At 44.5% G+C, this 26,453-nt stretch carries 21 protein-coding genes; 8 read left to right on the top strand and 13 right to left on the bottom strand.

All coding sequences use genetic code 11. The features are described from left to right. Positions 1-22: 22 nt before the first annotated feature. The 8 genes from H5073_RS10780 to rppH form a co-directional block, all read right to left on the bottom strand. The gene (locus tag H5073_RS10780) at positions 23-271 is read right to left on the bottom strand and encodes a succinate dehydrogenase assembly factor 2 (RefSeq protein WP_182679586.1); all 249 of its coding nucleotides are present in this window, start codon (positions 269-271) and stop codon (positions 23-25) included. Between the two features lie 71 nt (positions 272-342). Further along, entirely contained in the window at positions 343-1,251 is a 909-nt protein-coding gene (gene nhaR / locus H5073_RS10775; RefSeq protein WP_182679585.1) for a transcriptional activator NhaR, read from the bottom strand. Positions 1,252-1,277: 26 nt separating this feature from the next. Continuing rightward, complete coding sequence (locus H5073_RS10770) at positions 1,278-1,658, bottom strand: hypothetical protein (protein WP_182679584.1); 381 nt, start codon at positions 1,656-1,658, stop codon at positions 1,278-1,280. A 1-nt stretch (position 1,659) separates the two neighbouring features. Next, the gene (gene nhaA / locus H5073_RS10765) at positions 1,660-2,835 is read right to left on the bottom strand and encodes a Na+/H+ antiporter NhaA (RefSeq protein ID WP_182679583.1); all 1,176 of its coding nucleotides are present in this window, start codon (positions 2,833-2,835) and stop codon (positions 1,660-1,662) included. 126 nt (positions 2,836-2,961) lie between these two features. Beyond that, a complete protein-coding gene (gene thyA / locus H5073_RS10760; protein ID WP_182679582.1) occupies positions 2,962-3,756 on the bottom strand; it encodes a thymidylate synthase in 795 nt (264 codons plus the stop codon). 126 nt (positions 3,757-3,882) lie between these two features. Then, positions 3,883-4,677 (bottom strand): sulfite exporter TauE/SafE family protein, encoded by a 795-nt coding sequence (locus tag H5073_RS10755; RefSeq protein WP_182679581.1) that lies wholly within the window; start codon positions 4,675-4,677, stop codon positions 3,883-3,885. A 33-nt stretch (positions 4,678-4,710) separates the two neighbouring features. Beyond that, positions 4,711-7,035, bottom strand: coding sequence for a phosphoenolpyruvate--protein phosphotransferase (gene ptsP, locus H5073_RS10750; protein WP_182679580.1), 2,325 nt, complete (start codon positions 7,033-7,035; stop codon positions 4,711-4,713). A 29-nt stretch (positions 7,036-7,064) separates the two neighbouring features. After that, the gene (gene rppH, locus H5073_RS10745; RefSeq protein WP_182679608.1) at positions 7,065-7,583 is read right to left on the bottom strand and encodes an RNA pyrophosphohydrolase; all 519 of its coding nucleotides are present in this window, start codon (positions 7,581-7,583) and stop codon (positions 7,065-7,067) included. Between the two features lie 730 nt (positions 7,584-8,313). Between rppH and mutH the strand changes: the two genes are divergently transcribed. From mutH to H5073_RS10730, 3 genes are all read left to right on the top strand, one after another. Next, the gene (gene mutH, locus H5073_RS10740; protein ID WP_259394878.1) at positions 8,314-8,985 is read left to right on the top strand and encodes a DNA mismatch repair endonuclease MutH; all 672 of its coding nucleotides are present in this window, start codon (positions 8,314-8,316) and stop codon (positions 8,983-8,985) included. 150 nt (positions 8,986-9,135) lie between these two features. Further along, positions 9,136-10,212 (top strand): adenylate/guanylate cyclase domain-containing protein, encoded by a 1,077-nt coding sequence (locus H5073_RS10735; RefSeq protein ID WP_404948392.1) that lies wholly within the window; start codon positions 9,136-9,138, stop codon positions 10,210-10,212. 589 nt (positions 10,213-10,801) lie between these two features. After that, on the top strand, positions 10,802-12,601 hold the full coding sequence (locus H5073_RS10730; protein WP_182679579.1) for a P-loop NTPase fold protein: 1,800 nt from the start codon (positions 10,802-10,804) through the stop codon (positions 12,599-12,601). A gap of 339 nt (positions 12,602-12,940) precedes the next feature. On the opposite strand, the gene oxyR is transcribed toward H5073_RS10730, so the two are convergent. Then, positions 12,941-13,846: a hydrogen peroxide-inducible genes transcriptional activator OxyR gene (gene oxyR / locus H5073_RS10725; protein ID WP_182679578.1), complete on the bottom strand. Its 906-nt coding sequence runs from the start codon at positions 13,844-13,846 to the stop codon at positions 12,941-12,943. 252 nt (positions 13,847-14,098) lie between these two features. Further along, the gene (locus H5073_RS10720; protein ID WP_182679577.1) at positions 14,099-14,461 is read right to left on the bottom strand and encodes an Hpt domain-containing protein; all 363 of its coding nucleotides are present in this window, start codon (positions 14,459-14,461) and stop codon (positions 14,099-14,101) included. A gap of 628 nt (positions 14,462-15,089) precedes the next feature. Between H5073_RS10720 and gltB the strand changes: the two genes are divergently transcribed. The 3 genes from gltB to H5073_RS10705 all read left to right on the top strand — a co-directional run bounded on the left by gltB (position 15,090) and on the right by H5073_RS10705 (position 22,009). Beyond that, entirely contained in the window at positions 15,090-19,538 is a 4,449-nt protein-coding gene (gene gltB, locus H5073_RS10715) for a glutamate synthase large subunit (RefSeq protein WP_182679576.1), read from the top strand. Between the two features lie 4 nt (positions 19,539-19,542). Continuing rightward, complete coding sequence (locus tag H5073_RS10710; protein WP_182679575.1) at positions 19,543-21,000, top strand: FAD-dependent oxidoreductase; 1,458 nt, start codon at positions 19,543-19,545, stop codon at positions 20,998-21,000. A gap of 157 nt (positions 21,001-21,157) precedes the next feature. Beyond that, on the top strand, positions 21,158-22,009 hold the full coding sequence (locus H5073_RS10705; protein ID WP_220488037.1) for a class I SAM-dependent methyltransferase: 852 nt from the start codon (positions 21,158-21,160) through the stop codon (positions 22,007-22,009). A 79-nt stretch (positions 22,010-22,088) separates the two neighbouring features. Here the strand turns inward: H5073_RS10705 and H5073_RS10700 are convergent, their stop codons facing one another. From H5073_RS10700 to H5073_RS10690, 3 genes are all read right to left on the bottom strand, one after another. Next, positions 22,089-22,571 (bottom strand): hypothetical protein, encoded by a 483-nt coding sequence (locus tag H5073_RS10700; RefSeq protein ID WP_182679574.1) that lies wholly within the window; start codon positions 22,569-22,571, stop codon positions 22,089-22,091. A 273-nt stretch (positions 22,572-22,844) separates the two neighbouring features. Then, positions 22,845-23,501, bottom strand: a complete 657-nt coding sequence (locus H5073_RS10695) for a nitroreductase family protein (protein WP_182679573.1) — start codon at positions 23,499-23,501, stop codon at positions 22,845-22,847. An 87-nt stretch (positions 23,502-23,588) separates the two neighbouring features. Continuing rightward, positions 23,589-23,879 (bottom strand): putative quinol monooxygenase, encoded by a 291-nt coding sequence (locus H5073_RS10690; RefSeq protein ID WP_182679572.1) that lies wholly within the window; start codon positions 23,877-23,879, stop codon positions 23,589-23,591. Positions 23,880-24,052: 173 nt separating this feature from the next. On the opposite strand from H5073_RS10690, the gene H5073_RS18605 reads away from it, so the two are divergent. Both H5073_RS18605 and H5073_RS10680 read left to right on the top strand, forming a co-directional pair. After that, positions 24,053-24,268 (top strand): DCC1-like thiol-disulfide oxidoreductase family protein, encoded by a 216-nt coding sequence (locus H5073_RS18605; protein WP_182679571.1) that lies wholly within the window; start codon positions 24,053-24,055, stop codon positions 24,266-24,268. A gap of 264 nt (positions 24,269-24,532) precedes the next feature. Further along, positions 24,533-26,452, top strand: a complete 1,920-nt coding sequence (locus H5073_RS10680; protein ID WP_182679570.1) for a cytochrome c/FTR1 family iron permease — start codon at positions 24,533-24,535, stop codon at positions 26,450-26,452. The last annotated feature ends 1 nt before the right edge of the window (position 26,453 follow it).

Raw genomic sequence — 26,453 nt, 5'->3', positions numbered from 1 at the left:
TGCGGCTATGCTGATGCGCTGTTCACGGCGCAGCACGGCCGCGAACTTTAATGACGATTTGTGCCAAAGCAGGATCAGGACATGGCTCATGGCCCATAAACCATGCAAATAACTCAGGATCTTCACAGGTTAATAACCGAATGAAATCTAATTTATCTTGCTCGCATAAATCTTGATAATGGGCTTCGACAAACGGTTGAAACAACACATCAAGTTCAAGCATGCCCCGACGACAAGCCCAGCGAACTCTAGCGATATTCATCAATTCCAATGCAACTCTCCTAAAAAATCAGCCAACATTTACGTCAGCTGAATAAACTTAACATGACAATCACAGCACAATTAAATTTGCTGATGCAGTTGTGCTACCCCATTAAATAAGTCGCTAAAATCTGTGGCTAACAGGCGTTTTACGCCCGGATGCTGTATCATTCGTTCTGCAAATATAAGATGATATTCCTCTTTAATATCCGCAGCTTCCCCGAGCAGCACCATGCCTTGAGAAAGTATATCATGGCGATAAATCGATGGCGCAACAAATATCCCTTTGTTGAACAAACCAAAAGCCTTCATCATAGCAGCATCATCAAACTCACCAGCAATACGCACGCTTAAATTTTGCTCTGCAAACCAGCGGTGTAATTGCTGCCCCAATGAGGTGTTTTTACTGGGTAGCAATAAGCCTTGTTCTTCAAGGCAAGCCGGAAACTCAGCGTTTAATTCCTTAGCCGCATAGAAACTGATACTGCACTCACCCAACTTTTTCGACAGTATTTCAGGGTATTTAATCGAGTCTCCAGCGCAATCAGACAAAATAACATCTAATTTATGCTCCCTTAGCCGTGCCATTAAACTCTCATGGGTCGACTCGATACAGGCTAAATTCATCGCACCATCACTCGGCAATGCCGATAACAAGACTCGACTCGCCAACGTCTTAGACAAAACATCGGCAATCCCCACCTCAAACAGCATGGCGGTGTCTTTTTGATAATTCAAAATATCGAGCATTTCATAGCTTAAATCGAACATCTTGTCGGCGTAGCGAAACACCAACTCTCCAAGCTCTGTTGATTCAAGGCCTCGCCCAACACGATTAAATAAACTACCATTAAATCGTGCCTCCAAGGCTTTTATCTGTCCCGAAATCGTGTGGGGTGCAAGACAAAGGGCTTCGGCGGCTTTGGTCACACTGCCTTTTTTCTTTACCATCCAAAAATAATAAAGATGATTGTAATTAATGTGTTGCATTGTCACTCAAAGCCCTCTGAATATCGTTAGTTCACATTACACTTGAGCACAGTATCTAAAAACAATTTCAGCTCTTCGAGGTTTGTAATAGTATTTAACGCTAGTTGCTCCTCCACTGCAGCAGCAATGACAGAGGCCTCATCCGTGCTGTGGCTACAATGCGCTAACTGAGCTTTTTTATAGCGATTTCCAGCGCGGAATTTAAGTGCTCTAGCCTCAAAATCTTCAGTTCCTAAGGTTATTACACCGACTTTAGGTGCATAAAGTAGAGCACCATCCACCACACCAGCAATATAATGTTGGCATTCAGGCGTATTTGCCCCTTTTTGACAAAAAGGCAGTTCTTGAGCGCCAAGCCCTGTGGATGAAAGTAATAATAAAACCATGCCTATAAGTTTAAATGTCATGCTATTTCTCCTTAATTATTGGTAATACTTTTGATAGCCAAAAATACGCTATGGTTGCAGATAACATCGACCCCACCAAAGTACCTAGCCTTGCATAGTTACCCACCTCAACCGCTGAGTGCTCAAAAGCCAGAGAGGTAATAAAAATCGACATGGTAAAACCGACCCCACATAACACAGCAATTGCTGATATTTGCAACCAATTAATCCCTTTAGGCAAGCTTGCCCACTTAAGCCTTACTGCAAGATAGCTAAACAGCAACACTCCCATAGGTTTACCTAGTAACAACCCGAGCATCACCCCTAAAGATGCAGGCTCTGCGAGCGAGGCAAAGCTCATCCCTTCTAAAGACAGTCCCGCATTAGCAAACGCGAACAGAGGCAATATCATAAAAGTGCTCCAAGGGTGCAAGCTATGTTCTAAATAACGCGACGGTGACTCTTCACCTGGCTTTACCTTTAACGGAATGCAGAAGGCAAGCACCACTCCAGCTAGCGTTGCATGGACTCCAGACTTAAGCACAGCTATCCACAGCAGCAAACCGAGCAGCGCATAAGGCGTTAAGGTACGTACTCCTTTAAGGTTTAATATGACCATACTGGCAATGGCGATTGCGGCGATAACAAGGCTCATTACAGATAAATCTGAGCTATAAAACAAGGCAATAATAACGATAACGCCGATATCATCTATGATGGCAAGCGCCAAAAGAAAGACCTTGAGGGCTACCGGCACACGCTTGCCCAGTAATGCTAATACCCCTAAGGCAAAGGCAATATCTGTAGCGGCGGGAATGGCCCAACCATTTTGGGTCGCTTCATTACCTAAATTAAAACCAAGGTATACCAAAGCTGGAAATAACATCCCGCCAATGGCTGCAAAGGTGGGCAAGGATGCCTTAGACACACTGGATAAGGCCCCTTCGACCAATTCGCGCTTAACTTCTAAACCGATAAGCAAGAAGAATAATGCCATCAAACCATCATTAACCCACAGCAGTAACGGCTTATTAATGTCTAGCTGGCCAAATCTAACTTGAACAGGGGTATCGAGAAAGCCTTGGTATAAAACGGCTAAGGGAGAGTTAGCTAAGATCATCGCCAATGCTACCGCAAGCATAAGAAGTATGCCGCCGCTGGATTCTTGGCTAAAAAACGCTTTGATTTTATGTTCCATAAATCACCTCAAATAAATAATCATTTGAGTCTAGTCTATGGTAACAACTAAAGATAATCGTAAGTAACGTGACAATTCATCGAAAATACCGATAAAACGTCACGTTAACAGTACAAAGATAAGCGGCTAGATAGCAACTGGAGCTTTAATGTGTGGATGCGGCTGGTAATTGACCAATTCAAAATCTTCAATTTGATAGTCAAAAATAGAATCAGGTTTACGCAAAATATTCATTGTAGGTAGTTCGTGAGGCTCGCGGGTCAGCTGTAACTGAGTTTGCTCCATATGGTTAGAGTACAAATGAGTATCACCACCGGTCCAAACAAAATCCCCTAGGGCAAGGTCGCATTGCTGGGCAACCATCATAGTCAAAAGCGCATAACTTGCGATATTAAAAGGTAAACCAAGGAACACATCACAGCTACGCTGGTACAGCTGGCAAGACAACTTACCATCGGCCACGTAAAACTGAAACAAAGCATGACAGGGCGCTAAGGCCATCTTATCCAGCTCACCTACGTTCCAAGCTGAAACAATAAGTCGTCTTGAATCTGGCTGAGTTTTAATTTGCTCTATGATCTGGCTAATTTGATCCACAGCCTTACCTGACTGAGTAGGCCAGCTACGCCACTGAGCACCATAAACAGGGCCAAGATTGCCATTGTCATCGGCCCATTCATCCCAAATACTTACATTGTGCTCATGGAGGTATGCCACATTGGTATCCCCCTGTAAGAACCACAATAATTCATGAATAATCGAACGTAAGTGGCATTTTTTCGTGGTAACTAAGGGGAATCCTTGATTCAAATCAAAGCGCATCTGATAGCCAAAAACTGAACGAGTGCCGGTTCCTGTTCTATCGGTTTTTACCGCGCCATTGGCTAGAATATGTTCCATTAATGTTAGATATTGCTTCATTGCTTCGCCCTATAACTAAACTCTGTACTGAATATAAGTGCTTATAAAAGTGATTTTCAAAAATAGCTATCGAACATCCTATGCAATCGCTATTTACCGTAACTCACCCTAACCTGCGTTTAAACGTTAGCCTGCGCTGATAAGTTTGAATCCTACTAACACTAATAGTAACGCGAACAGCTTCTTAAGCACAGGTGTCGGCCAGACGCTTGCTGCTTTTACACCCAAAGGCGCGATCAACATTGAGGTCATCACTATCCCCAGCAGTGCAGGTAAATAAATATAACCTAAAGAATAATCCGGTAAATCTGTGCCATCAAAACCAGCAACTACATATCCCAATGAGCCACTTAGAGCGATAAGAAACCCTGTCGCAGAAGATAAACCTACTCCCTGACGCATAGATAAACCAAAGTAGCTCAACATAGGTACCATCAACACACCACCGCCAATACCCATCATGCCCGCCAGCAGTGCTATCACCACACTTAAACCAAATAAGACCCAGCCATTAGGTAAGTCTCGCCCTGCTTTGGGCTTGAACGGATACGCCATTTGCAGCGCCATTAAGATAACGAATATTGCAAACGCTTGCTGTAAGGCCGCTGACGATATTTGCTCAGAAATAAACCCAGCCATCAGCGCCCCAAAAATAATTCCCGGCATAATGGTTTTAAATATCGGCCAAGGAATATTCGCTCTTTTATGATGAGCGCTGGCCGCAGACATTGAAGTTAAAATAATCGAGGCTAAAGACGTGGCGATGGCAACATGGGTCAGCTGCAGGCTATCTATGCCAACCCAAGGCAATAAATACAATAGCGCAGGCACTATGATCAATCCGCCACCAATACCAAGTAATCCAGCTAAAAAGCCCACAACAGCCCCAAGGGCTAAACAAATAGCAAATACACTTAACATCTGAGTTCACCGGCCTCTTTTAGGGTTATTCTCTTAATCAAGCAGCCAAGCTAACTCATGTTGAGTTAAAAATGCCAACAGTTGTGCACGAACTTGCTGACCGCTAGACAGCTTCAAGACACTCTCTAGTATTTGTTGTAGTGCACCACGTTGCACCCGCCTTAAAAGGTAATTAATTTTACCAAGGCTTGCATAGTTCATACTGAGTTTGTCATACCCCATGGCTATTAGCAGTAATGCCCCTAATGGCTCACCCGCTAACTCGCCGCAAATACTGATATCAAGCTCAAGGCGCTGGCAATTATCTACTGCATGCTTAAGTGCGCGTAATATTCCTGGGTGGTAACTGTCAAATAACCCGCTGACATTGGGGTTATTTCTGTCCACTGCCAGCAAGTATTGCGTTAAATCATTACTGCCAACAGACACAAAATCGACCCTAGCTGCCACATCATCGAGCTGATATAACAGCGCTGGGACTTCAAGCATTATGCCTATTTTAGGCTTAAGGATTTGAGCCTCGCACTCATTTTTAAGCTCTTGATACGCTTGCTCTAAATAACCAATGGTTTGATCGATCTCATCAAGATTACTCACCATAGGCAATAAGATCTGTAGCTGTAGGCTCGCTCCCCCAGCTTGGATCATGGCTCTTAATTGCATCAATAGCAGCTCAGGGTGATCCAAAGACAACCGAATACCGCGCCAACCAAGAAACGGGTTATCTTCATTAATGGGAAAGTAAGGCAGCGGTTTATCGCCGCCCACATCTAAGGTTCGCATCACCACAGGCCTTGTTCCCGCAGCCTCTAGCACTTGACGATAAACCTTTATTTGCTCTTGCTCGCTGGGGAATCTCTGATGCAGCATAAACAGTATTTCGGTGCGATAAAGCCCGATACCATCGGCACCCTGCACCACATCATCGGCTAAGCCGCTCAAAAGCCCTGCGTTTAAAAATAGCTGGATTTTATAACCATCAAGGGTTTCACACGGCTTAGATAATTCATCTTGGAACTGTTTTTGCTTAGCTTTGTCGATGGAAATTAGGTTGTGATATTCATTGATGATAGCCACAGACGGCGCCACCAAGAGTTGACCACGCGTGGCATTAAGCACTAATAACTGAGAGTCAATATCAGTACCAAGCACTTGTTCCACCCCAATCATGGCTGGCACACCTAATGCCCGCGCCAAGATAGCGGCATGGGCGTTCACCCCACCAAGCTCTGTAACTATGCCTGCAAGTTTTTGTCTGGGGAATTCTGCAAGCAAGGTGGCATCTATCTCTTTAGCCACTAAGATAACGGGTTTGTCTGGCTCTAGGGCCAAGCGGCCGGGTTCAATTAATAGCCTAAGTATTCGCTGACCTAATTCACGGATATCGTTGGCCCGCTCCTTAAGGTAAGGATCTGCCATGGCCATAAACTGTTGAATATAATTTATCGATACTCGGCTTACCGCAGCTTCAGCTTGCCAGCCTTGGGAGACTTCTTTGAGGTATTCGCCAGCGAGACTTTCGTTATCGAGTAATGACAATAGTGCAGAGAAAATTGACGAGACTTCATCGGCTTGCTCGCGCTCAAATTTCTGCGATAAGGAGCGAATAGAATCTCGGCAACGCAAAATTGCGCTATTAAGGCGCAGGGATTCAACCACTGGGTCTTGGCAGCGAAGTTGAGGTTGTTCTAACGGTATTGCTCCGCCAAGTACATAAGCATGAGCAATGGCAATCCCACTTGAAGCCATGGTGCCTTTAAACACCACTTGCTGCTGCACATTGGTCACCTCAGCCTTATTCTTAAGTCCGCGAAGTACCACGGCTAATTGAGCCGCCAAGGTCATCAGAAAAGCTTCTTCGCCTTCATCAAATTGCCGTAAGTCGGCTTGCTGTACCACAATAACGCCCAGCACTTGCTGCTGATAAATAATAGGCACAGCTAAAAAGGCGCGATACTCTTCCTCTTCGACTTCGGGAAACAGTTTAAACCTTGGGTGTAATCTAGCATCAGCAAGATTGATAGCCTCTTCACGTTCGGCAGCTAGCCCTACCAAACCTTGGGTTATAGGCATACTTACTCTGCCCACAGCCTCTAATGCTAGGCCTTCAGTAGCAGATAGCACCAACACAGGCTCATGAGACTTGCCGTGATGCGGTGTAACGCTGGGGTATAAAGAGGATGATTCAGCGGGAACTTGTTCTGCGCTATTAGGCTTAGGCTGGTATTCCACCAGATAAATCGAGCAGCACTGAGTCGACATGGCTAAGCGCGTTTGCGATACCAACAGACTCAAGGCCGTTTTTAGACTCGTAGCAGCGGCGACAGCTTGGGTTATATCCCTTAATGTTTTTAACACTTAAGCTGCCTCCGTCTTATATAGATGAATTAATATTTTGACCTATTGCGTTTACGGCCAGTGTCATTAACTTGAAATGCCAACGTGGTTAAGGCGAACTCTTTCATTACCTTACGATACACATCGCGCTTAAAGGACACCACTTGACGCACTGGATACCAATAACTAACCCAGCGCCAATCATCGAATTCTGGATGACCAGATGAGTTTAAATTGATGCTGTTATCATTACCATTAAGCTGCAGCAGAAACCATTTCTGTTTCTGACCTATGCACACAGGCTTACTGTCTTGACGTACTAAGCGTTTAGGTAAACGATACCTTAACCAAGAACGCGTCGAGGTGAGAATGTTCACTTGCTCAGGTCTTAGCCCCACTTCTTCATAGAGTTCTCGATACATGGCTTGTTCAGCCGATTCACCGTCATCGAGTCCACCTTGGGGGAATTGCCAAGAATGTTGTCCAAAACGCCTAGCCCACATGACTTGGCCAAATTGGTTACAGATTATAATGCCCACATTTGCGCGAAAGCCGTCGCTATCAATCACATGGACTCCAAATTCACTAATATTAATCATCTGATTGTTTCACAAAGCTCGCCAGTGGGCAAACCTCTATTTAACGATCAGCATTGGATAATTTTAACTAACAAGGATATTTATCAACAGACGGAAGAAGTGAACCGAGGGATTATCCACATTTTCTGTGGATATCTCTGTTCGAAACTCCAGTAAACCATTTATAAGCTGAAAAAAACAACAAAACCCAAGCTTGTAAAAAATAAACAAACCAAACAAATAATCATTTAAAAACAATGAAATAATAAAAACACACTCGATTAGATATCATATAAAAACAAAATTGATTACTTTTTGTGCGCACCTAAATCTGTTAGTAAATGACTATCTGATCAGATAAGTTATACACAAATAACAAGTCCTTTATTATAGAAATAACTATTTATTCGTTAATTTCTTCGTTGACTTGGTGGTTTTCATCGGTTAGGGAGCCGGTATTATAAAGTTGTCCATCTAAACTGTGGATAACTATGTGTGAAATATAAGGGCAAAAGGAGAGTAACTTGGGACAAGATTGAGATAAACTAAACCAAACCAATTAAAATAACTATAATTCAATCAGTTAACCTGTTAGCTTTTTAAAATATCTATCCCAACCAAATCGCAGTACATTTTTCACTCACTTTGCATCTAATAGGTTTAGTGGATAATTTAAGGTAAAATTCTACTGGCTAACTCAAGACCAAAGATAGGCGCGACATTGATACTCCCTCAAGAACCTAAAAACCTTCAAGAACTCATGGCACGCGCCCATAATATGGCCGGAGTCACCTTAGGTGATATCGCCCAAGAGCTGAACCTTCGCGTACCTGAAAACTTAAAGCGTGACAAAGGTTGGGTCGGGCAACTTATCGAAACTGAACTAGGCGCCATGGCAGGTTCCAAACCTGAGCAAGATTTTCTTCACCTTGGGGTAGAGCTTAAAACCATTCCCATAGCGCCAAGCGGCAAACCCCTTGAAACAACTTATGTTTGTGTCGCGCCGCTATCAAATATCCAAGGCCATACTTGGGAGACAAGTTTGGTGTGCCATAAATTGCAGCAAGTACTGTGGATCCCTGTTGAAGGGCATCGTAGCATCCCCATTGCCCAGCGGCGTATTGGCACTCCAGTACTTTGGCAACCAAGCACAGAGCAGCAAGCACTACTAAAGCAAGACTGGGAAGAAATTATGGAGCTTATTGCTCTAGGTAAAGTCGACAGCATCACAGCGCGCCACGGAGAAGTGTTACAACTAAGACCAAAGGCAGCCAATAGCCAAGCACTGACTCAGAGCATAGCCGTCGATGGCACCATGGGATTATCTAACCCGAGAGGGTTTTATCTTAAAATTGCCTTCACTCAAGGAATTTTGACCCAAGCTTTTAGTTAGCCACTGGCCTCTACTCAAGATTAATCAGTCTTTAGGTTTAAAAACTTGAGCTTAAGTTGATTTAGATCACATTTAGCGGTAACACAGTGAAGCGCTTTTCTATACACTACAGCCTCTTTTAAACACATCAACTTGGATAGCAAATCAAAAGTGAAAGCCAGCCGTCAGATAAAAAGCTTACTTTTTGCCATTTTTGCTTGGTGCCTTGCCATGGCATCTTTTGTTTTTTTTCGCTACAGCCAACTGCCAGAATTGCCCCTTTGGGCCAAAAGCAACGCTGACTTAGTCACCCTCGCCATCTTCCTCGGTACTGTGTTTGGTAGCTTGCACTGGATTTCCAACTTACTCGCCGACATCAGTAACATTAGCCGTTTACCTTATCTATTTTCTGTAGTGTTTAAAGGTGCCTTTTTATTCCTCGGGGCGCTAACATTGGCGTTAATGACTCAATTTTTAGACATGTGGGCTACTGAGCATCAAATGGTCACCCTAAGAAATATGCTAAATAGTGAAATCATCAAGAACACCTCTTTTCAAGCTGTGGTGGTCTACTTAGTGATAGTCCGTGTCGGATTGGCATTTATCGAACAAGTGGCCTTATTGGTTGGGCCCAGAGTCTTAGTCAATATTGGCCTAGGCAAATACCATAGGCCTAGATATGAAGAAAGATTATTTTTATTCATCGACATGGTGTCATCTACGGCCCATGCGGAGACCTTGGGCGATGTTAAATTTAGTCGTTTGATCCAAGACAGCTTTAGTCTACTAGCAGAAACCGTCAACAAGAACGATGCAGAGATTTACCGTTATATGGGTGATGCAGTATTAATTCACTGGCCACTTAAAGAAGGCTTAAAGCGTGAGCGCTGCTTGAATATTTATTTTGAATTCTGCGAACAGCTTAATTGGCAGCGGGCATACTTTGAAAAAAAATACGGTTTTGTGCCTAAATTCAAAGCCGCAATACATGGCGGACAAGTGGTCGCAGCAGTCGTCGGCGTGCATAAACAAGAAATCAGCTATTTCAGCGATGTGGTCAACACCTTAGCTAGGCTGCAAGATCAATGTAACCCACTAGGACAGCGCATACTGTTGTCAGGCGATGTGGCTTGCAAGCTTAAGAATAAGTACAAAAAATACCAAATCACCCCCTTAGGCCCAATTCAACTCAAGGGTAAACAATACCCCATCGACGTTTTTGCCGCCGCGCTAAGCGCTAAAGATTAGCTCCCAAAATTAAGAAAGATTAAGCCCCCCCTCCAATTCGCTACAGTGTTATCGTTTAGTTTTAAAATCGGCCTATTTCGGTAAGTGCAGGATGATTAAGTGTTGACACGATTTGGCTCCATTGTGCGTTTGGAATTCAGGGATAAATATAGAGATAAATATAGAGATAAATAGCAAGGTGATCTTAACCTCCCGAGTGACGCCGCCTCTCACTGTAAAAAGTTTAACGGTAAAAAGGGTCCCTGTGGGCTCGGGCGCAGCATGCCTGCTGCCTCATTCAAGAGATAGACTCGAACCATTTAGTCCAACACCCTCTCATTAGCATCAGAGTTGCCATTTAGATAAAAAATCAGCATGTTTGTATATATGCATGATGATTAAGTGCTGGCACTTTTGCCCAAATATGAGTTTCGCAGTTCAAAAGCTAAATAGGGTGAATAAAGCTCTGGCTATAGAAAAGCTAATGTGAAAGGGTTTTGCATAGTCTAGAAGTTATGCTTGCCCCATTTTTTGGAGCTTTTGGGGCTACCGTCATTTAAGCAAGATGATGTACTCTGCTATTAAATATCTTTAAATGAGCTATTTCTATATGTCTAAAAATACGACGCAACAAATCATTGATAATCTAAATGATGATAGCTTTCCGTCTATACTGCTTTTAAGTGGCAAGTGGGGGTGTGGTAAAACACATCTCGCGAAGAATAAAGTAGTGCCTGAGTTGATGAATAAATATGACCAAGCTCATTATATCTCTTTATACGGGGTGTCTAGTTTAGATGACTTTAGAGATAAGTTGGTGTCATTAAGTTACTTCAATAGCAAACACTCCATTAACAACTCTTCAATGATTAAAAATGTTATTGGCAATGTAGCAAAAGGATTCGGAGATAAAGGCGCTACACTAGCACTTGCAAATTCTCTTGCTCAGCCAATTAAGCATAAACTGCTCTCTAAGATAAGTAATAGTGCTTTCGTCATCGATGACTTGGAGCGAGTCTCAAGTAAAACACTCGCTTCAGAGGTACTGGGTGAATGTTTAAATCTGGTCGAAAATAATATCAATGTTGCCATGCTAGTTTTAACTAATGAGGAGCATATTGAAGACAAGTCTATTCTCGAAAAAACCTTCAACAATAAGGTTATACTAACCTCTTCACCAGACGAAATTGTTGATGTTATTAGAGAAAAATATGGCAGGCATTTGGATGATGCAATTTCAGCTTCAGCTAAAGAAGTTATTTCTAGACTAAAAATATCTAATTATCGAATCGTACTTCGAGCCATGCAGCGATTTGTGCCTATTAAAGCTCAGATAGAAATACTTCATGACGTTGATAAAAAAGTTGCACTTTCAAATGTTATAAAGCAAGTGTTTGCAATCACTTATGCTCATTATGAGTATGGAGCTAGTTTTGACGAGATTTGTCAGGAGTCAACAAGGCATTCATCTGACAGGGACAAAGTGTTTGATTCAGAAGATACACCTAAAAATGCAGTAGAGAGTCCAGAGGAGAGGTTGGCTTGTTTACGTTTGAAAAACATTCGTCACTGTATTTCAGCTTCTACAGACGATGTTACACCAGCCTTGATCAGTTATTGCCTTAATATAACTCCGATGCCAGTAGAGCTAGCCAAAGATTTTAACCTCCCAATACAAGGTAAACTCCTTGATAGAATCAAATCTTTTAATTTTTATGACCTAATTGATGAGCAATTTGATGCAGCTGTGGAGGAAACGAAAAATTTCCTGTTTGACAGCACAGTAGAACCTAAGCACTTTTACGATTGGTTTAGAGTACTTAATGCTTACTTTTTTCTTGTTGAAAATGAGTACATACAAGGAAATGTTAACGATGAGTATAAAAGAGCTAAAGATATGCTTGATGACCCAAAAGCTCTTAAGCCAGAATCCCCGCTTCACTATCACTCTGTGTTTTTTCAGGATATGCACCCCAAAGTAGACGCACTTTATCGTCTTGCTAAGCCCTCAAATGATAGGTTATTTATTGATATTAAGCAGAGCGAGCTTAAAAAACAATTTCTAGATTGCTGGTCTACAGCTAGTAGTGAAATTTCCCAGAATTATGATATGAAACCCTTTTTACACCTGTTTGATGCAAAAGAAGCCTGCCAAGCATTCGATCATTGGACGTTGAGAGACATTATAGAGTTCGGCCAGTTTATCGAAAGTAGATACACAATTAGTAATATTCATGAATACTTACAAGATGAGTTTGAGTTTGTCCGTCAACTTAAAGAACACCTCGCATCAAAAGTCGTTTCAATGCCAGCCTCCAGATTAAAAGGCTGCCTTAATTTGCTGATAAAAAATTTTTTGGATAAGGGGGTTAAGCTCATTGAAAAGGCAGAAAACTATAATCGAAATTGAAGTTTGATGGAATTAGACCAGAACAAAGTGGAGAATTTAACGGTGGCACCCATTGTTAAATTTTGAGTGTAGTCTTTTAAGTCAACTAGTTACATAAATGCTGAAAAGGCGAACCATGAGTGTTCGCGAGAAGACCGTCCATCCCATGGACGGGATGTTCGAGCATCCACGGATGGACTTGCTGCGTGTCGTAGAGCGAATGCCATGGCGAGCCTGTATACAGAAATTTCAGTGACAGGTTTCAAGCCTTCAGCAACTGATTTTTTCAGGCAAGTTCAGCGCTAAGTCCGACTCATTTCTACCCAAACTTGTGAAATATCCTAATAACACCCAATACCACTACGGCCGCGTGAGCAGTTTCTCTAGCATTAAGCCTAAGGTTCTAAAGGTGGTTAATCTGCTGCTGGTTTGGCGCCACACTAAGCCGATGTCGCGATAGGGCGCTTCGCCAGGGGGCGTCATGACGGTCAATTCGGTATCTTTTAATATTCCTGCGTCTATAGCCATCTGCGGCAAGAAAGTAGTGCCTAACTTGCTGTTCACCATCTGCACTAAGGTATGCAAGCTGGTGGCGGCGAAGGGGTTTATCTTAGTTGTGTCGGCCAACTGGCAGGCGCTGATAGCATGGCCGGTAATGCAATGCTCATTTTGCAGCAAAAAAATACTCTCATCGGGTAAGGTTTTATAATCAACGGGCAAGGGAATAACACTAGATAAACTCTCATGAGCTACCATTTTAAAAGGGTCGACACCGACCTTCATGCTGTGAAAACCACTGACATCGGCAGGCAAGGCTAAAATCAATAAATCTAGCTCTCCTTTTGCAAGGGCATCGAGCAAACGCTCTGTGGTGTCCTCTTTTAATAGCAAGGTCAACTTAGGGTATAAACTTTGGCAGCCCTTCACGACCGGGCTTAACAGGAATGGCGCTATGGTGGGAATGCAACCTAGGCGGATTTCTCCGGTCATCGGCTCACCTTGGTTTTTGACCAGCTCGACTAAATCATCCACATCGGTCAGAATCGCCCTCGCCCGCTCGACAACTTCTTCACCTATGGCAGTAAACATAAACGACTTATGATCCCGCTCAATCAACTGATAACCCAACTGCTCTTCAAGATTTTGAATACCGCTAGATAGCGTGGATTGACTGACAAAGCAGACTTTAGCGGCACGATTAAAATGCTGCTCTTGATGAAGGTTCACCAAATAATATAAATTCTTTAGGCTGGGAAGGCTTTTCATAGTCGTTTCAGGTCTTCGATTGATGTCTAATAAACTAATTCATATAATGAATTAACAATTGGCAGATAGCAAGTTCCTAGACCGGTAGCTCAGGCAATAAAAAAACGCCCTCATAGCATCACCAATGAGGGCGTTAACAACTTTTTTATACAGCCGACTTAATGGGGTATCACCTTAAAATTCAAAAGGTTACAAAAAATACATTTGAATTACCAAGTGTGTTTAAATTAAGTTCTGCGATGTTCCCTGAAATTACACTTTAGCTTCAAGGAATGATTTAAGCTGTTGTAGATCTGCACTGGCATGCTCGACAATTGCCGAAAGCCACGTCTTGTGACCTGCATCCCAACCAGCTTCTTCGCCGTGCTGTAATAGCTGGGCAAATTGCTGAATACGTTTTAATCCGACCGAACCTGCAGCACCTTTAAATTTGTGCGCTTCGGCACACAAGGTGTCTTTGTCGTTCGCCTCACCTGCTTTCACTAGACTGCCTACATATTCAGGCATCAACTGCTCAAACAAGACCACGCTTTTAAGTAACGTCGCCGCACCAATTGCACTACAGTATTGATCAAGGGTATTTAGATCCAATATTGTTTCTAATTGCGCCGTCATTTGTGCACCTCTAATGATTCAGGATAAAATAAAATTAGCAACATAATACCCAGTAAACTCGGCTATGCAACTCTTGAAATCCCTTGAAGCCAAATTAAATCGAAAAACAACATTCGAGCAACAATTCACTTTCACCAGCTTTACTTGAGCTCATAAAACCAGCAACCCTGGATACATTTCATACCAATCTTCTTTCACAACAAACAAAGCCATCGTCGTTAAAAATGAAACTGAAGTTTATGACGATTGGCTTCATAGCAACAAAAACCAAAGTGAATACTTAGTCACTAATAATGGGTAATGAAATATTGACTCAACTAAATGAATTTTACGTGTACAAATAATAGAGTTCAAACTCAAAAATGTTAAGCTAAAGTTAACCGAGTCATTGGTTGAAATTTGAAATTCTTTTTATTCATAAGCTTATAGCGCCACTTAATCAGCTTACGTTAACGTAAAGATTGTAAGTTTTTAAACAAAATGATACCTAAATCACATATCCCCCCTGATTTTATGGTTTGACCTTTATTCATTCTCAGGCTAATTTGGTTGATTCGGATGCATATCTATGGGATATCCCTCACACATATCTACCGAGCCGTAACCAGTAAAGATCAGGGAGCCCCGTATGAGTTTGTATCACCCCAGTTTTGAGCGAGATAATTGTGGCTTTGGGCTTATAGCGCAAATGGATGGTGAAGCCAGCCACAGAATAGTACGTACAGCGATCCACGGCCTAGACAGGATGAAGCACCGTGGTGGTATTGCCTCCGATGGCCGTACCGGAGACGGTTGTGGTCTATTGATGCAGATGCCCAGTGCCTTTTTTGAAGCCATAGCTGCAGAGAATGATTGGCACCTTAGCCGTAAATTTGCGGTTGGCATGCTGTTTTTAAGCCAAGATGAAACCCTTGCAGAACACGCTAAGCAAATATTAGAAAAAGAATTACAGCGTGAAACCTTAAGCGTTGCAGGCTGGCGTAAAGTCCCTATTGACCCTTCTGTCTTGGGTGAGATTGGCCGCAACAGCTTGCCGCAAATTTACCAAGTGTTGATCAACTCGCCTGCCGGTTGGCGTGAAAAAGACTTAGAGCGCCGCCTTTATATGGCACGCCGCCGTTTAGAGCAGCAAATTGTTAATGATGATGATTTCTATGTCGCCAGCCTTTCTGGCCAAGTCATCGTTTACAAAGGCCTGATGATGCCGGCTGATCTGCCATCGTTTTATACCGACTTGGCTGACATTCGCCTTAAAAGCGCCATTTGCTTGTTCCACCAGCGTTTTTCAACCAACACCTCACCTAAGTGGCCCTTAGCCCAGCCGTTTCGCTTCTTAGCTCACAATGGTGAAATCAATACCATCACAGGTAACCGTCAGTGGGCCCGCGCCCGCGCCTATAAATTTAACTCGCCTTTGCTGCCTGACTTACAACAAGCGGCGCCTTTTGTTAATGAAACAGGCTCAGATTCATCATCACTGGATAACATGCTAGAAATGTTATTAAGTGGCGGCATGGATTTGTACCGCGCCATGCGCCTGCTTATTCCACCAGCATGGCAGTCCAATCCTGAGATGGACGATGAGCTAAAAGCCTTCTACGACTTTAACTCTATGCACATGGAGCCTTGGGATGGCCCTGCGGGCATAGTGATGACCAACGGCCGCCATGCCGCCTGCGCCGTGGACAGAAACGGCCTGCGCCCATCGCGCTATGTGATAACCAAGGACCGCATCTTGACCTTGGCCTCAGAAGTGGGCATTTGGGATTACGCCGCCGATGAAGTCATCGAAAAAGGTCGCGTCGGTCCGGGTGAATTGTTAGTGCTAGACACCTTAAATGGCCGTCTGTACCAGTCATTTGAAATCGATGATGACTTAAAGCGCCGCCACCCCTACAAAGAGTGGATGGCCAAAAACAGCCAAACCTTGATCCCCGCCGAAAACGTGGACACCAACAAAAAAGGCAACAGTGATTTTTCTGCCAAAACCTTGCTTAAATACCAACAGCAATTTGGCTTCACTCGCGAAGAGTTAGAACAAGTGATTTGGGTGCTGGCAAGCCAAGGCGAAGAAGCCATTGGCTCCATGGGTGATGATACCCCTATGGCGGTATTGTCGAAAAAATCACGCTCTCTGTACGATTATTTCAGGCAAAAATTTGCTCAAGTGACCAATCCACCGATTGATCCGCTGCGGGAAAAACATGTCATGTCACTGGCCACTTGTGTTGGCCGTGAGCAAAACCTGTTTAACGAAACCACAGGCAATGCCTATCGAGTGATGTTTAACTCACCGATTTTATTATTCAGTGATATCGATCAGTTATGGCATTTAGACAGCAAAAACTACCGCGCCGATAGAGTTGATCTTAACTACGGCCAAGAGATCGGTCTAGAGCAAGCCATCCGCACCATAGTGGATCAAGCCGAGCGCTTGGCGCGCAGCGGCACCACCTTATTGGTGCTGTCAGACAGAGCCATAGGTGAGAAAACCCTTACCATACCGGCAGCCATGGCCGTGGGTGCAATACAGCAACGGCTTGTAGATCAAAGCCTTCGCTGCGATACCAACATCATAGTTGAAACCGCATCAGCAAGAGACCCTCACCACTTTGCTGTGCTGTTAGGTTTTGGCGCGACTGCGATTTACCCCTACTTGGTGTATGAATCAATATCAGCCCTTGCTAGTACCCGTGGCGTCACCGACACGGATATTTTGATGCTTAACTACCGTTATGGCATCGAAAAAGGCTTGCGTAAAATCATGTCTAAAATGGGCATTAGCACTGTGGGCTCCTACCGCTGTAGCCAACAATTTGAGGCCATCGGCCTTGCAAGTGATGTAATTAAGCTGTGCTTTAATGGAGTGATAAGCCGTATTGAAGGGGTCAGTTTTGAGGGCATTGAAGCCGACCAACGCTTATTGCATACCAGTGCGAATCGGCCGCACTTGCCGCTGCCCCAAGGTGGGTTGTTAAAGTACGTCGAAGGCGGCGAGTACCACAGCTTTAATCCAGATGTGGTCAATACACTGCAAGCCTCCCTTAAAGATAAAGATTACGCCAAGTACAAAAGCTTCGCTAAATTGGTCGATAACCGCCCCGTCGCGACCTTAAGAGACTTAATTGGCATCACGACCCAGCAAAACGCCATCGATATCAACAAAGTGGAAGCTGCCGATAAACTCTACTCACGCTTTGACAGCGCCGCCATGAGTATTGGCGCCCTTAGCCCAGAAGCTCACGAAGCCTTAGCGGTTGCGATGAACCGTTTAGGCGGCCGCTCAAATTCTGGTGAAGGCGGTGAGGATGCCAAGCGTTTCAACAGCGAGCGCAACTCCGCCATTAAGCAAGTGGCCTCCGGCCGCTTTGGGGTTACGGCTAATTATTTAGTCAATGCCGAAGTACTGCAAATTAAAGTCGCCCAGGGGGCTAAACCCGGCGAAGGCGGGCAACTGCCTGGGCACAAAGTCAGTGTTGAGATTGCCGCTCTGCGTCATGCACGCCCTGGCGTCACTTTAATCTCACCGCCGCCGCATCACGATATTTATTCTATCGAAGATTTAGCCCAGCTGATTTTCGATTTAAAACAAATAAACCCTAAAGCACTGATTTCAGTTAAATTAGTGTCAGAACCTGGTGTCGGCACTATCGCCACCGGTGTAGCTAAAGCCTACGCGGATATGATAACTATCTCGGGCTATGATGGCGGTACTGGGGCAAGCCCTATCACCTCGGTTAAGTATGCAGGCTCTCCTTGGGAGCTTGGCCTTGCTGAGGTGCATCAATCCTTAGTCACCAATGGCCTTAGGCATAAAATTCGCCTACAAGTCGACGGCGGCCTAAAAACCGGCACAGATGTTATCAAGGCTGCGCTGCTTGGGGCCGAGAGCTTCGGTTTTGGCACTGTGCCCATGATAGCGCTCGGGTGTAAGTACCTGCGTATTTGTCATCTGAACAACTGTGCCACCGGCGTTGCCACCCAAGACAAAAACCTGCGCGATAAGCATTATCACGGCTTACCAGAGCGAGTGATGACCTATTTTGAGTTTGTGGCACAAGAAGTCCGTGAGTGGATGTCTGTGCTTGGGGTGAGTCAATTTGACGAGCTAGTGGGCCGCAGCGATTGGCTAGTAGCGCTTGAAGGTCAAACCGATAAACAGCGCGGCCTTGATCTTAGCCCTATTCTGTTCAAGCCTAAATTGCCCACCAGTACGGCGCTCACCTGGCAAGAACTCAATCCGCCAGAAGATAAAGGTAAGCTGAACCAAACCTTGCTGGGACAATGCCGCCAAGCCGTGGATGAGTCTAGCGCCTTTAGCGGTCAGTACAGCATAAACAATACCGACCGCTCAGTGGGCGCAGCATTATCTGGTCATATTGCCAAAATGCACGGTGCCAAAGGGGCGCTGGCGCCCATAGCTCTGAACTTTACTGGCAGTGCGGGCCAAAGTTTTGGGGTATGGAATAGCCCGGGGCTTGATTTAAGCCTGTGCGGTGATGCCAACGATTATGTCGGTAAAGGCATGTCTGGCGGCAAGATTGTCATTCACCCACCACTTGGCAGCCCATTTCAAAGTGAGCGCAGCGCCATTATTGGTAACACTTGCCTCTATGGTGCCACTGGCGGCAAACTTTATGCTGCAGGCCAAGCGGGCGAGCGTTTTGCGGTGCGAAACTCAGGCGCCATTGCCGTGGTGGAAGGGGTGGGTGATAACGGCTGTGAATACATGACAGGCGGCATAGTGTTAGTGCTAGGTAAAACTGGGGTTAACTTTGGCGCAGGTATGACGGGCGGCTTTGCCTATGTGTTCGACCAATTTGGCCGCTTTAATCGCCGCGTCAACACAGAATTAGTGGATACCCACAAGCTCGACTCGCCCATTATGCAGCAACACCTGAAACGCTTAATCGAGAGCCATGTCAGCGAAACTGGCAGTGAGCACGCCAAAATGATTTTAAGCGATTTCAATAACTGGTTAGATTGCTTTGTGCTTATCAAGCCCAAGAATATTGCCGTGAACGACTTGCTCAACATAGAGCAAAAAAGTCCCGAACTTGCCGTGAAAGTGGGGTAATAGCATGAGTAATGATTTTCAATTTATCCAAGTGGGTCGCCACGACCCTAAAAAGCATGATACGCCACTGCGTAAAACCCAGTTTATTGAGATTTACCAAGAGTTTTCAGCCCCAGAGGTAAAAGCACAAGCGGATCGCTGCCTCGATTGCGGCAATCCTTATTGTGAGTGGAAATGCCCGCTGCACAATTACATTCCTAACTGGCTCAAGCTTGCCGAGGAAGGCCGGGTAATGGAAGCGGCCACCTTGATGCACGAAACCAATACCTTGCCAGAAATTTGTGGCCGAGTTTGTCCTCAAGACAGATTGTGTGAAGGTGCTTGTACTCTGAATGATGAATTTGGCGCCGTCACCATAGGCAATATCGAAAAATACATCACAGATGCCGCTCTCGCCCAAGGTTGGCGCCCAGACTTAAGCCATGCTCCGAAGGGCAGGACTGAGCGAGTGGCGATTATCGGTGCGGGGCCTGCAGGCCTTGGCTGCGCCGATGTCTTAGCCCGCAATGGCGTCAAAGCTGTGGTTTATGACAAGTACCCACAAATTGGCGGCTTGCTCACTTACGGTATTCCCTCCTTTAAGCTGGATAAATCCGTACTGGCCACCCGCCGCACTGTGCTTGAAGGCATGGGCATCGAATTTAAGCTTAATACCACGGTCGGCAAAGACGTAAGCTTTCAAAGCCTGCTTGATGAATACGATGCAGTTTTTCTTGGTATGGGCACTTACACTGCCATGAAAGCAAGGCTTGCCAATGAAGATGCCAAAGGCGTTATTCAAGCCCTGCCCTACCTTATCGGCAACACTCATCAGCTGATGGGCAGCCAATGCGCCGATACGCCTTACATAGATCTTGCGGGCAAGAATGTGGTGGTGCTGGGCGGTGGTGATACCGCCATGGATTGCGTGCGCACCGCAGTGCGGCAAGGGGCGGCAAAGGTCAGCTGCGTCTACCGCCGCGATGAAGCCAATATGCCAGGTTCTCGCCGTGAAGTGCAAAACGCCAAAGAGGAAGGAGTTGAATTCTTATTTAACCAACAGCCTGTGGCGATCCACACTAAGAACGCTGTGGTTGTGGGCATTGAATGCGTTGAAACCCAAATGGGCGCTACTGACACCAGTGGTCGCCAAAGCGCCGAGATTATTCCTGGCAGTGAGAAAATCCTTAAAGCCGATGCCATTATTATCGCCTTTGGTTTTCAAGCAAGCCCTGCTCCTTGGTTTAAGGATTTTGGCATAGACACCAACGAATGGGGTCTAGTCAAAGCCTGCAAACAAGATGATATTGCCTTTCAAACCACTAACCCTAAAGTGTTTGCCGGCGGCGATATGGTGCGGGGCTCTGATCTTGTAGTGACCGCCATTGCCGAAGGCCGCGACGCTGCACTTGGGATATTGACTTACCTTGGCGAGCAAGCAGCGCTGCAAAAGGATGAAGTGCAAATAGCCGCTTGTAGCTAACACTCTGGTTAGCTCGCGAACTAAAGTAACAGCCAGACTCAAGGTCAACTTGGTCTGGCTTTTTTTTTCGATGCTGAAAACTTAATTAGGCATCAGAGCTGACTCGCTATATACTCCGCGCCGGTCAAAATCTCAGCTATTTTTTTATTAGGTCGTTATGTCATTAGTCGCCACACCTTTAGATGCTTTCTCTCTCGATGCCTTAGCACTAGATGCCACGGCTTTAGCCGTGCCTGCCAATGATCCAGATCTCACGGTTTCTCATGTCAACGCGCTCTACACTGACCTGTCTTGTTACTACGACTTGATGTGCGCCGATATCGATTACCAAGCCCAAAGCGCCTATGTAAAACGCCTGCATCAGATCTTTGGTAATGGCAATAACCAATATTTGGACTTAGCCTGCGGCACGGGTCCCCATGTGCGTCATTTCATCGATTTGGGCTACCAATGCAGTGGCTTAGACATCAACCAGCCAATGCTAGACATTGCTCAGAGTCGCTGCCCCGAGGCGCACTTTAGCCAAGGTGACATGAGTGAATTCAGCCTAGCAACCCCAGTGGATTTAATCAGCTGTTTTTTGTATTCGATTCATTACAATGATGGCATAGCTAAGCTCAACACTTGCCTTGCCAGTATTCACGCGGCATTGGCGGTTGGCGGTATGTTTTGCTTTAACAGTGTCGATAAAGACAGCATAGACAACCGTTTGCAGGTGAGTCATAGCCTAGTGAAGGATAACCAATATTTTGAGTTTCAATCTGGTTGGTATTACAGCGGTGAAGGTGACAAGCAAGCGCTTAACTTGAGCATAGATAAGCGTGATGGCAGCCATACTCAATCTTGGCAAGACCAACACCCCATGGTGGCAGTAAACTTTACGCGTATGCAGCAACTGTTGGCACCCTATTTTGAAGTGCACATTTTTGAGCATGACTATGACAAATTAGTCCCTTGGAATGGCCACTCTGGCAATGCCATTTTCGCCTGCATTAAAAAGCCGCGCTAACCCTGCTAGATATTTGAATGCACAGCGCTCAGCACTGTGCATCCAAGCTTGATTACACAACTTCAATACATCCTAACAATCAACTCTTATTTTTTTTACCGGCTTTGCCTGCCTCAAGAATAGGCAGTCCAGCTTCTGTTGGAATATAAATACGCTCGCCATTGCCTTCTTGGAGCCCCTTTATCCAGATATATCTAAGGTAGGCTTCATTATCTTTAAGTGACTCACCAATGATTTTGTTTGCTTCAGCTGCCGCTTTGGCGCGCTCAATATCAGCAACACCTTCAGCCTTAGCTTGTACTATCTTTGCTCTACCTTCAGCTTCTGCAAGAGTGACTCTGGCTTTGGCTTGCATCAACGCCGCTTGCTCTCTCGCTTTGGCTTCTTCGATAAGAATTTGCTTTGACCATTGGGCTTCTTTCAGTGAAGCCTGGCCGTTAAGTTCCATCTTGTAGACGTTGTACTGGGGCCAAGCCCAAAAAGCAAAAATGATTGAAGCAAACCCAAAAAGAATTAAAAAAACTAACGTACCCAATGCGATCGCCTGCTTATTTTGATACATCTATATACTCCACTTTAAGTACAACCATTTAGGATACTGATTTCTACTGCATGTTCACCTCAATACTTGAGATCAAGCAAGGATGCCCATTGAAAGCATTATTAACAAACTGATTTATATACTTTATCACTATAATCACTGATTCAGAGGCGAGCAACGCTTTTAGCTTAAAAAATGGAGAAACCCATGATTGATAAAATTAAAACAGCAAAAAGGGCAAACGCTATTGCTAGCGCTTGCCCTTTATTTAATCTAAATTTTCTTAGATGAGCTTTACAGTATTTGGATAACCTCTTTCGTTGCTAAGCGTGATTTTGGCAACTTGGCATTATAATCTTCATCGCTGTGGTGATAACCGATAACTAATGCAACCGCACATTCATAACCACCTAATTCTTCAGCAAAAATATCAGAAATCATTTCACTGTCAACGCCTTCCATCGGGGTTGAATCTATGCCTAAACGGGCAACTGTGTGCATGGTATTGCCCAAGGCTAAGTATACCTGTGAGCGAGTCCAATTGGCGTTGTTACCTTGCTCATCAGTATTTAAATCTACAAATGCAAAACCACCGAAAGCATTTTCGCGATCTTCAGGCTTAGTGCGACGATCTTCTATGCCCTTATCTATCACTTTAGCGTAATCTTCGCGGCTATATTTAGGGTTATGGGCAAATAGGATCACATGAGAGCAGGCTTTAATGTGTGGCTGGTTAAACTGAAACTTGTTAGCAAAAGTGTCATGCATGCGCTGCTTAGCGGCATCACTTTCAATAACAATAAACTTCCACGGTTGTGAGTTAATCGATGACGCAGACAAGCGCATGGCTTCACAGATCACAGCCAGATCTTCTTGGGATACACGCTGACTTGGATCGTATTTTTTGGTGGTATAACGCTTTTCTAAATCAGCAATAATTGGGTGGGTCATGTGAAGCTCCATTTAGCTAGGTTAATATAATTCAAGGCTATTCGATTCAAGGTAAAGCAAGGCTATCGGGTCAATTTTAGCCCGAGATTAGCCAACTAAGGTCATTTCATTTAAGGTGAACACATCAACAGCGCCATCGGTCGCTGCCATATAATCTTTCAAATGTTGATTGCCCATATGGACCTGCCATAATTCACGGGTTTGCCAGTTTTCATAAAACATAAAATGCGCTGGGTTGGCATTATCTTGATGTAAGTCGTAGTTAACACAACCCGTTTCTTTACGAGTCGTTTCGATAAGCTTAACGAGTTCAGCTTTAACTAATTCGACTTTATTGGCTTTGGCGATAATGTTGGCAACTATGGTTAACTGAGTCATGCTATCTTTCCTCTGAATGTGAACTTAATCACTTGGCATTCGATAGCGAAATAATAGCCCTATGACACTCAAGTTTACACAGGGTAATAGCAGAAACATTGTCAAAATATATTTGATAATGAACCAGCAACTTTTATCATGAGGCTAAGGCATGTGCTCAAACGGGGAGCTTTGTGCTCATTGACCGCGGTCGTTATTACCTGCGAAGTGATGCAGCCCTCAAGATCTGCGCTCAATTAACTGGATTTTGGCCCTATTTGGCATATTTAAGCATCATCCTACGCCCCATTAGGGACGGGCTTTATCGTCTCATTGATCGCTACATCTATCGCCTATTTGGCAAACGGCCATTATGCTTACTGCCAACGCCAGCTACCAGGCAACGGTGACTGCCCTAAAGTCATTAAACTCATCGAATTGCATTCTGTCAGCATAAGATAAGTTGGACTTTGCAGCTGCATCATTCAATCTCTGCCCCACAATGATTGATATACCATAGGTAAAAAAGTAAAATGACAACGATTATCATTTGCGGCATTCTGTCTTGCAGGATCACCTCTTCTTTACACTATTAAGGTTATACCTTGAATACTTTCTTGCATTTTTTAAGTTCACTTTTAAACACTGCATCGACATCTGTCTCTACGAAACTGATGTTACTCAGCCTTAGCACACTATTTTCAGCAAACCTATTGGCTCAAGGGCCATTGCCTGCAAACCAAGAAGTACTTAAGCAGACACGGCAAATACTGCAATTAGCTGAATATATTGGTGTTGATTATGCTGAAGCCATCACTCAGGGGCAGGTAACTAATGCCGATGAATTTGCTGAGATGCAGCAATTTTCCAGCATCATAATTGAAAAAATCAAACTACTCTCCAATGGTGAGCCCGATTCGATCATGGCCGATGCATTGCAATTACAGCAAGCCATTGAGCAAAAATCCTCCCTTGAAGTGATCCAAAAACTTAGCCAAAAAATTCGCAAACAAGTATTAAGCCAATCCCCTGCGTTAGTGTTACCCACACGCTTGTTGGCGACAAATAATGTTAAGCAGCTGTTTATCGAAAATTGCTCGAGCTGTCATGGGACTCTAGGCCAAGGCGATGGGCCACTGGCCAAATCAATGTCACCGGAACCGACCAACTTTACCGATAAAGAACGGGCATTAAACCGCTCGTTATTGGGTTTATATGATGCCATATCCGATGGTTTAGACGGCAGTGCCATGCGGGCGTTCAGTGAATTAAATGATCAGCAGCGTTGGTCATTAGCTTTCTATGTGGGCAGCTTAGCTTTTGAATCAACAGCGGAACCTATAGTAGCCACAGCGGCTCACACCAAGAAAGATAACAGCATTGAATTACAACAATGGGTCAATAGCAACCCTACTCAGTTGATGCAGCATAATGCCCAGATTGATGACGCTCAGTTAACCTTACTGCGCTCACAACCGCATTTATTGTTTCAAGCTGCATTGTCGCCGATTTCAACGACCCGCATAAACTTGCAGGCTGCAGTTAAGGCATACCAAAACGACCAATTAACACAAGCACAAACCTTGGCCGTCAGTGCCTATTTAGATGGCTTTGAATTAATCGAAAACAATCTAGATGCCCACGACAGTGGACTGCGTAAATCAATTGAAGGGCAGCTGCTTAATTTTAGAAACCTGCTAAAAACCACGGGACAAGACACGCTAGTCAATCAAGAGCTTGCCAGCATACTCACCCAACTAGACCAAGCCGATACGGTATTAACTGGGCAGTCGTTATCAAATAACGCCATGTTTTCAGCGGCGCTCATTATTCTGTTACGGGAAGGATTAGAAGCCTTGCTGGTTATCATCGCCCTGATGACAGTATTAATTAAGACAGAGCGCCATGATGCGATTAAATTTGTCCATTTTGGCTGGATATCTGCTCTCATTGCTGGCGTATTGACTTGGTGGGCGGCAGATAATCTGATCAGCATCAGCGGCGCCTCAAGGGAATTAATGGAAGGCGGCGCGGCATTACTGGCGGCTTTAGTATTGTTCTATGTTGGCTATTGGATGCACAGCAAAACCCAAGGTTCAAAATGGCAGAGTTACATAAAAAATAATGTCGACCGTCATTTAAATGCTGGCACCTTATGGGGCCTGACTGGGCTTGCATTTATCTCAGTTTACCGTGAAGTCTTTGAAACTATTTTGTTCTATCAGTCATTGCTAACTCAAGCCATTGGCTCGGCCAGCAGCAATGAGCAAATCAGTTATTTGGTTTACGGTTTGCTAGTAGGTATGGCTATTTTAGCCGTGATTGCTTGGCTCATGATGCGCTACTCGGTTAAATTGCCTTTAGCACGTTTTTTTGCCGTGAGCGCTTACTTTATGCTATTTCTGGCATTCATTCTGGCGGGCAAAGGTATTTCCGCCTTGCAAGAAGCTGCAATCATCAATCTAACCCCTTTCCCTATCGATGTGTCAGTAAGCTGGCTTGGCATTGCCTCAACATGGCAGGGCTTAAGCATACAAATGCTGATAGTGGTGTTATTTAGCGTTATGGTTATGCGTAATCGTTACGCCAAATAAT

The sequence above is a fragment of the Shewanella sp. SR44-3 genome, assembly GCF_014163735.1.
Taxonomy (GTDB): Bacteria; Pseudomonadota; Gammaproteobacteria; order Enterobacterales; family Shewanellaceae; genus Shewanella.
This window is presented reverse-complemented; position numbering and strand designations above follow the sequence as displayed.

Excerpts from the sequence above, each read along its gene's own strand:
- nhaR (WP_182679585.1), bottom strand. The coding sequence starts at position 1,251 with ATGCAACACATTAATTACAATCATCTTTATTATTTTTGGATGGTAAAG.
- H5073_RS10770 (WP_182679584.1), bottom strand. The coding sequence starts at position 1,658 with ATGACATTTAAACTTATAGGCATGGTTTTATTATTACTTTCATCCACA.
- nhaA (WP_182679583.1), bottom strand. The coding sequence starts at position 2,835 with ATGGAACATAAAATCAAAGCGTTTTTTAGCCAAGAATCCAGCGGCGGC.
- thyA (WP_182679582.1), bottom strand. The coding sequence starts at position 3,756 with ATGAAGCAATATCTAACATTAATGGAACATATTCTAGCCAATGGCGCG.
- H5073_RS10755 (WP_182679581.1), bottom strand. The coding sequence starts at position 4,677 with ATGTTAAGTGTATTTGCTATTTGTTTAGCCCTTGGGGCTGTTGTGGGC.
- H5073_RS10730 (WP_182679579.1), top strand. The coding sequence starts at position 10,802 with ATGTCTAAAAATACGACGCAACAAATCATTGATAATCTAAATGATGAT.
- oxyR (WP_182679578.1), bottom strand. The coding sequence starts at position 13,846 with ATGAAAAGCCTTCCCAGCCTAAAGAATTTATATTATTTGGTGAACCTT.
- H5073_RS10720 (WP_182679577.1), bottom strand. The coding sequence starts at position 14,461 with ATGACGGCGCAATTAGAAACAATATTGGATCTAAATACCCTTGATCAA.
- gltB (WP_182679576.1), top strand. The coding sequence starts at position 15,090 with ATGAGTTTGTATCACCCCAGTTTTGAGCGAGATAATTGTGGCTTTGGG.
- H5073_RS10710 (WP_182679575.1), top strand. The coding sequence starts at position 19,543 with ATGAGTAATGATTTTCAATTTATCCAAGTGGGTCGCCACGACCCTAAA.
- H5073_RS10705 (WP_220488037.1), top strand. The coding sequence starts at position 21,158 with ATGTCATTAGTCGCCACACCTTTAGATGCTTTCTCTCTCGATGCCTTA.
- H5073_RS10700 (WP_182679574.1), bottom strand. The coding sequence starts at position 22,571 with ATGTATCAAAATAAGCAGGCGATCGCATTGGGTACGTTAGTTTTTTTA.
- H5073_RS10695 (WP_182679573.1), bottom strand. The coding sequence starts at position 23,501 with ATGACCCACCCAATTATTGCTGATTTAGAAAAGCGTTATACCACCAAA.
- H5073_RS10690 (WP_182679572.1), bottom strand. The coding sequence starts at position 23,879 with ATGACTCAGTTAACCATAGTTGCCAACATTATCGCCAAAGCCAATAAA.
- H5073_RS10680 (WP_182679570.1), top strand. The coding sequence starts at position 24,533 with ATGTTACTCAGCCTTAGCACACTATTTTCAGCAAACCTATTGGCTCAA.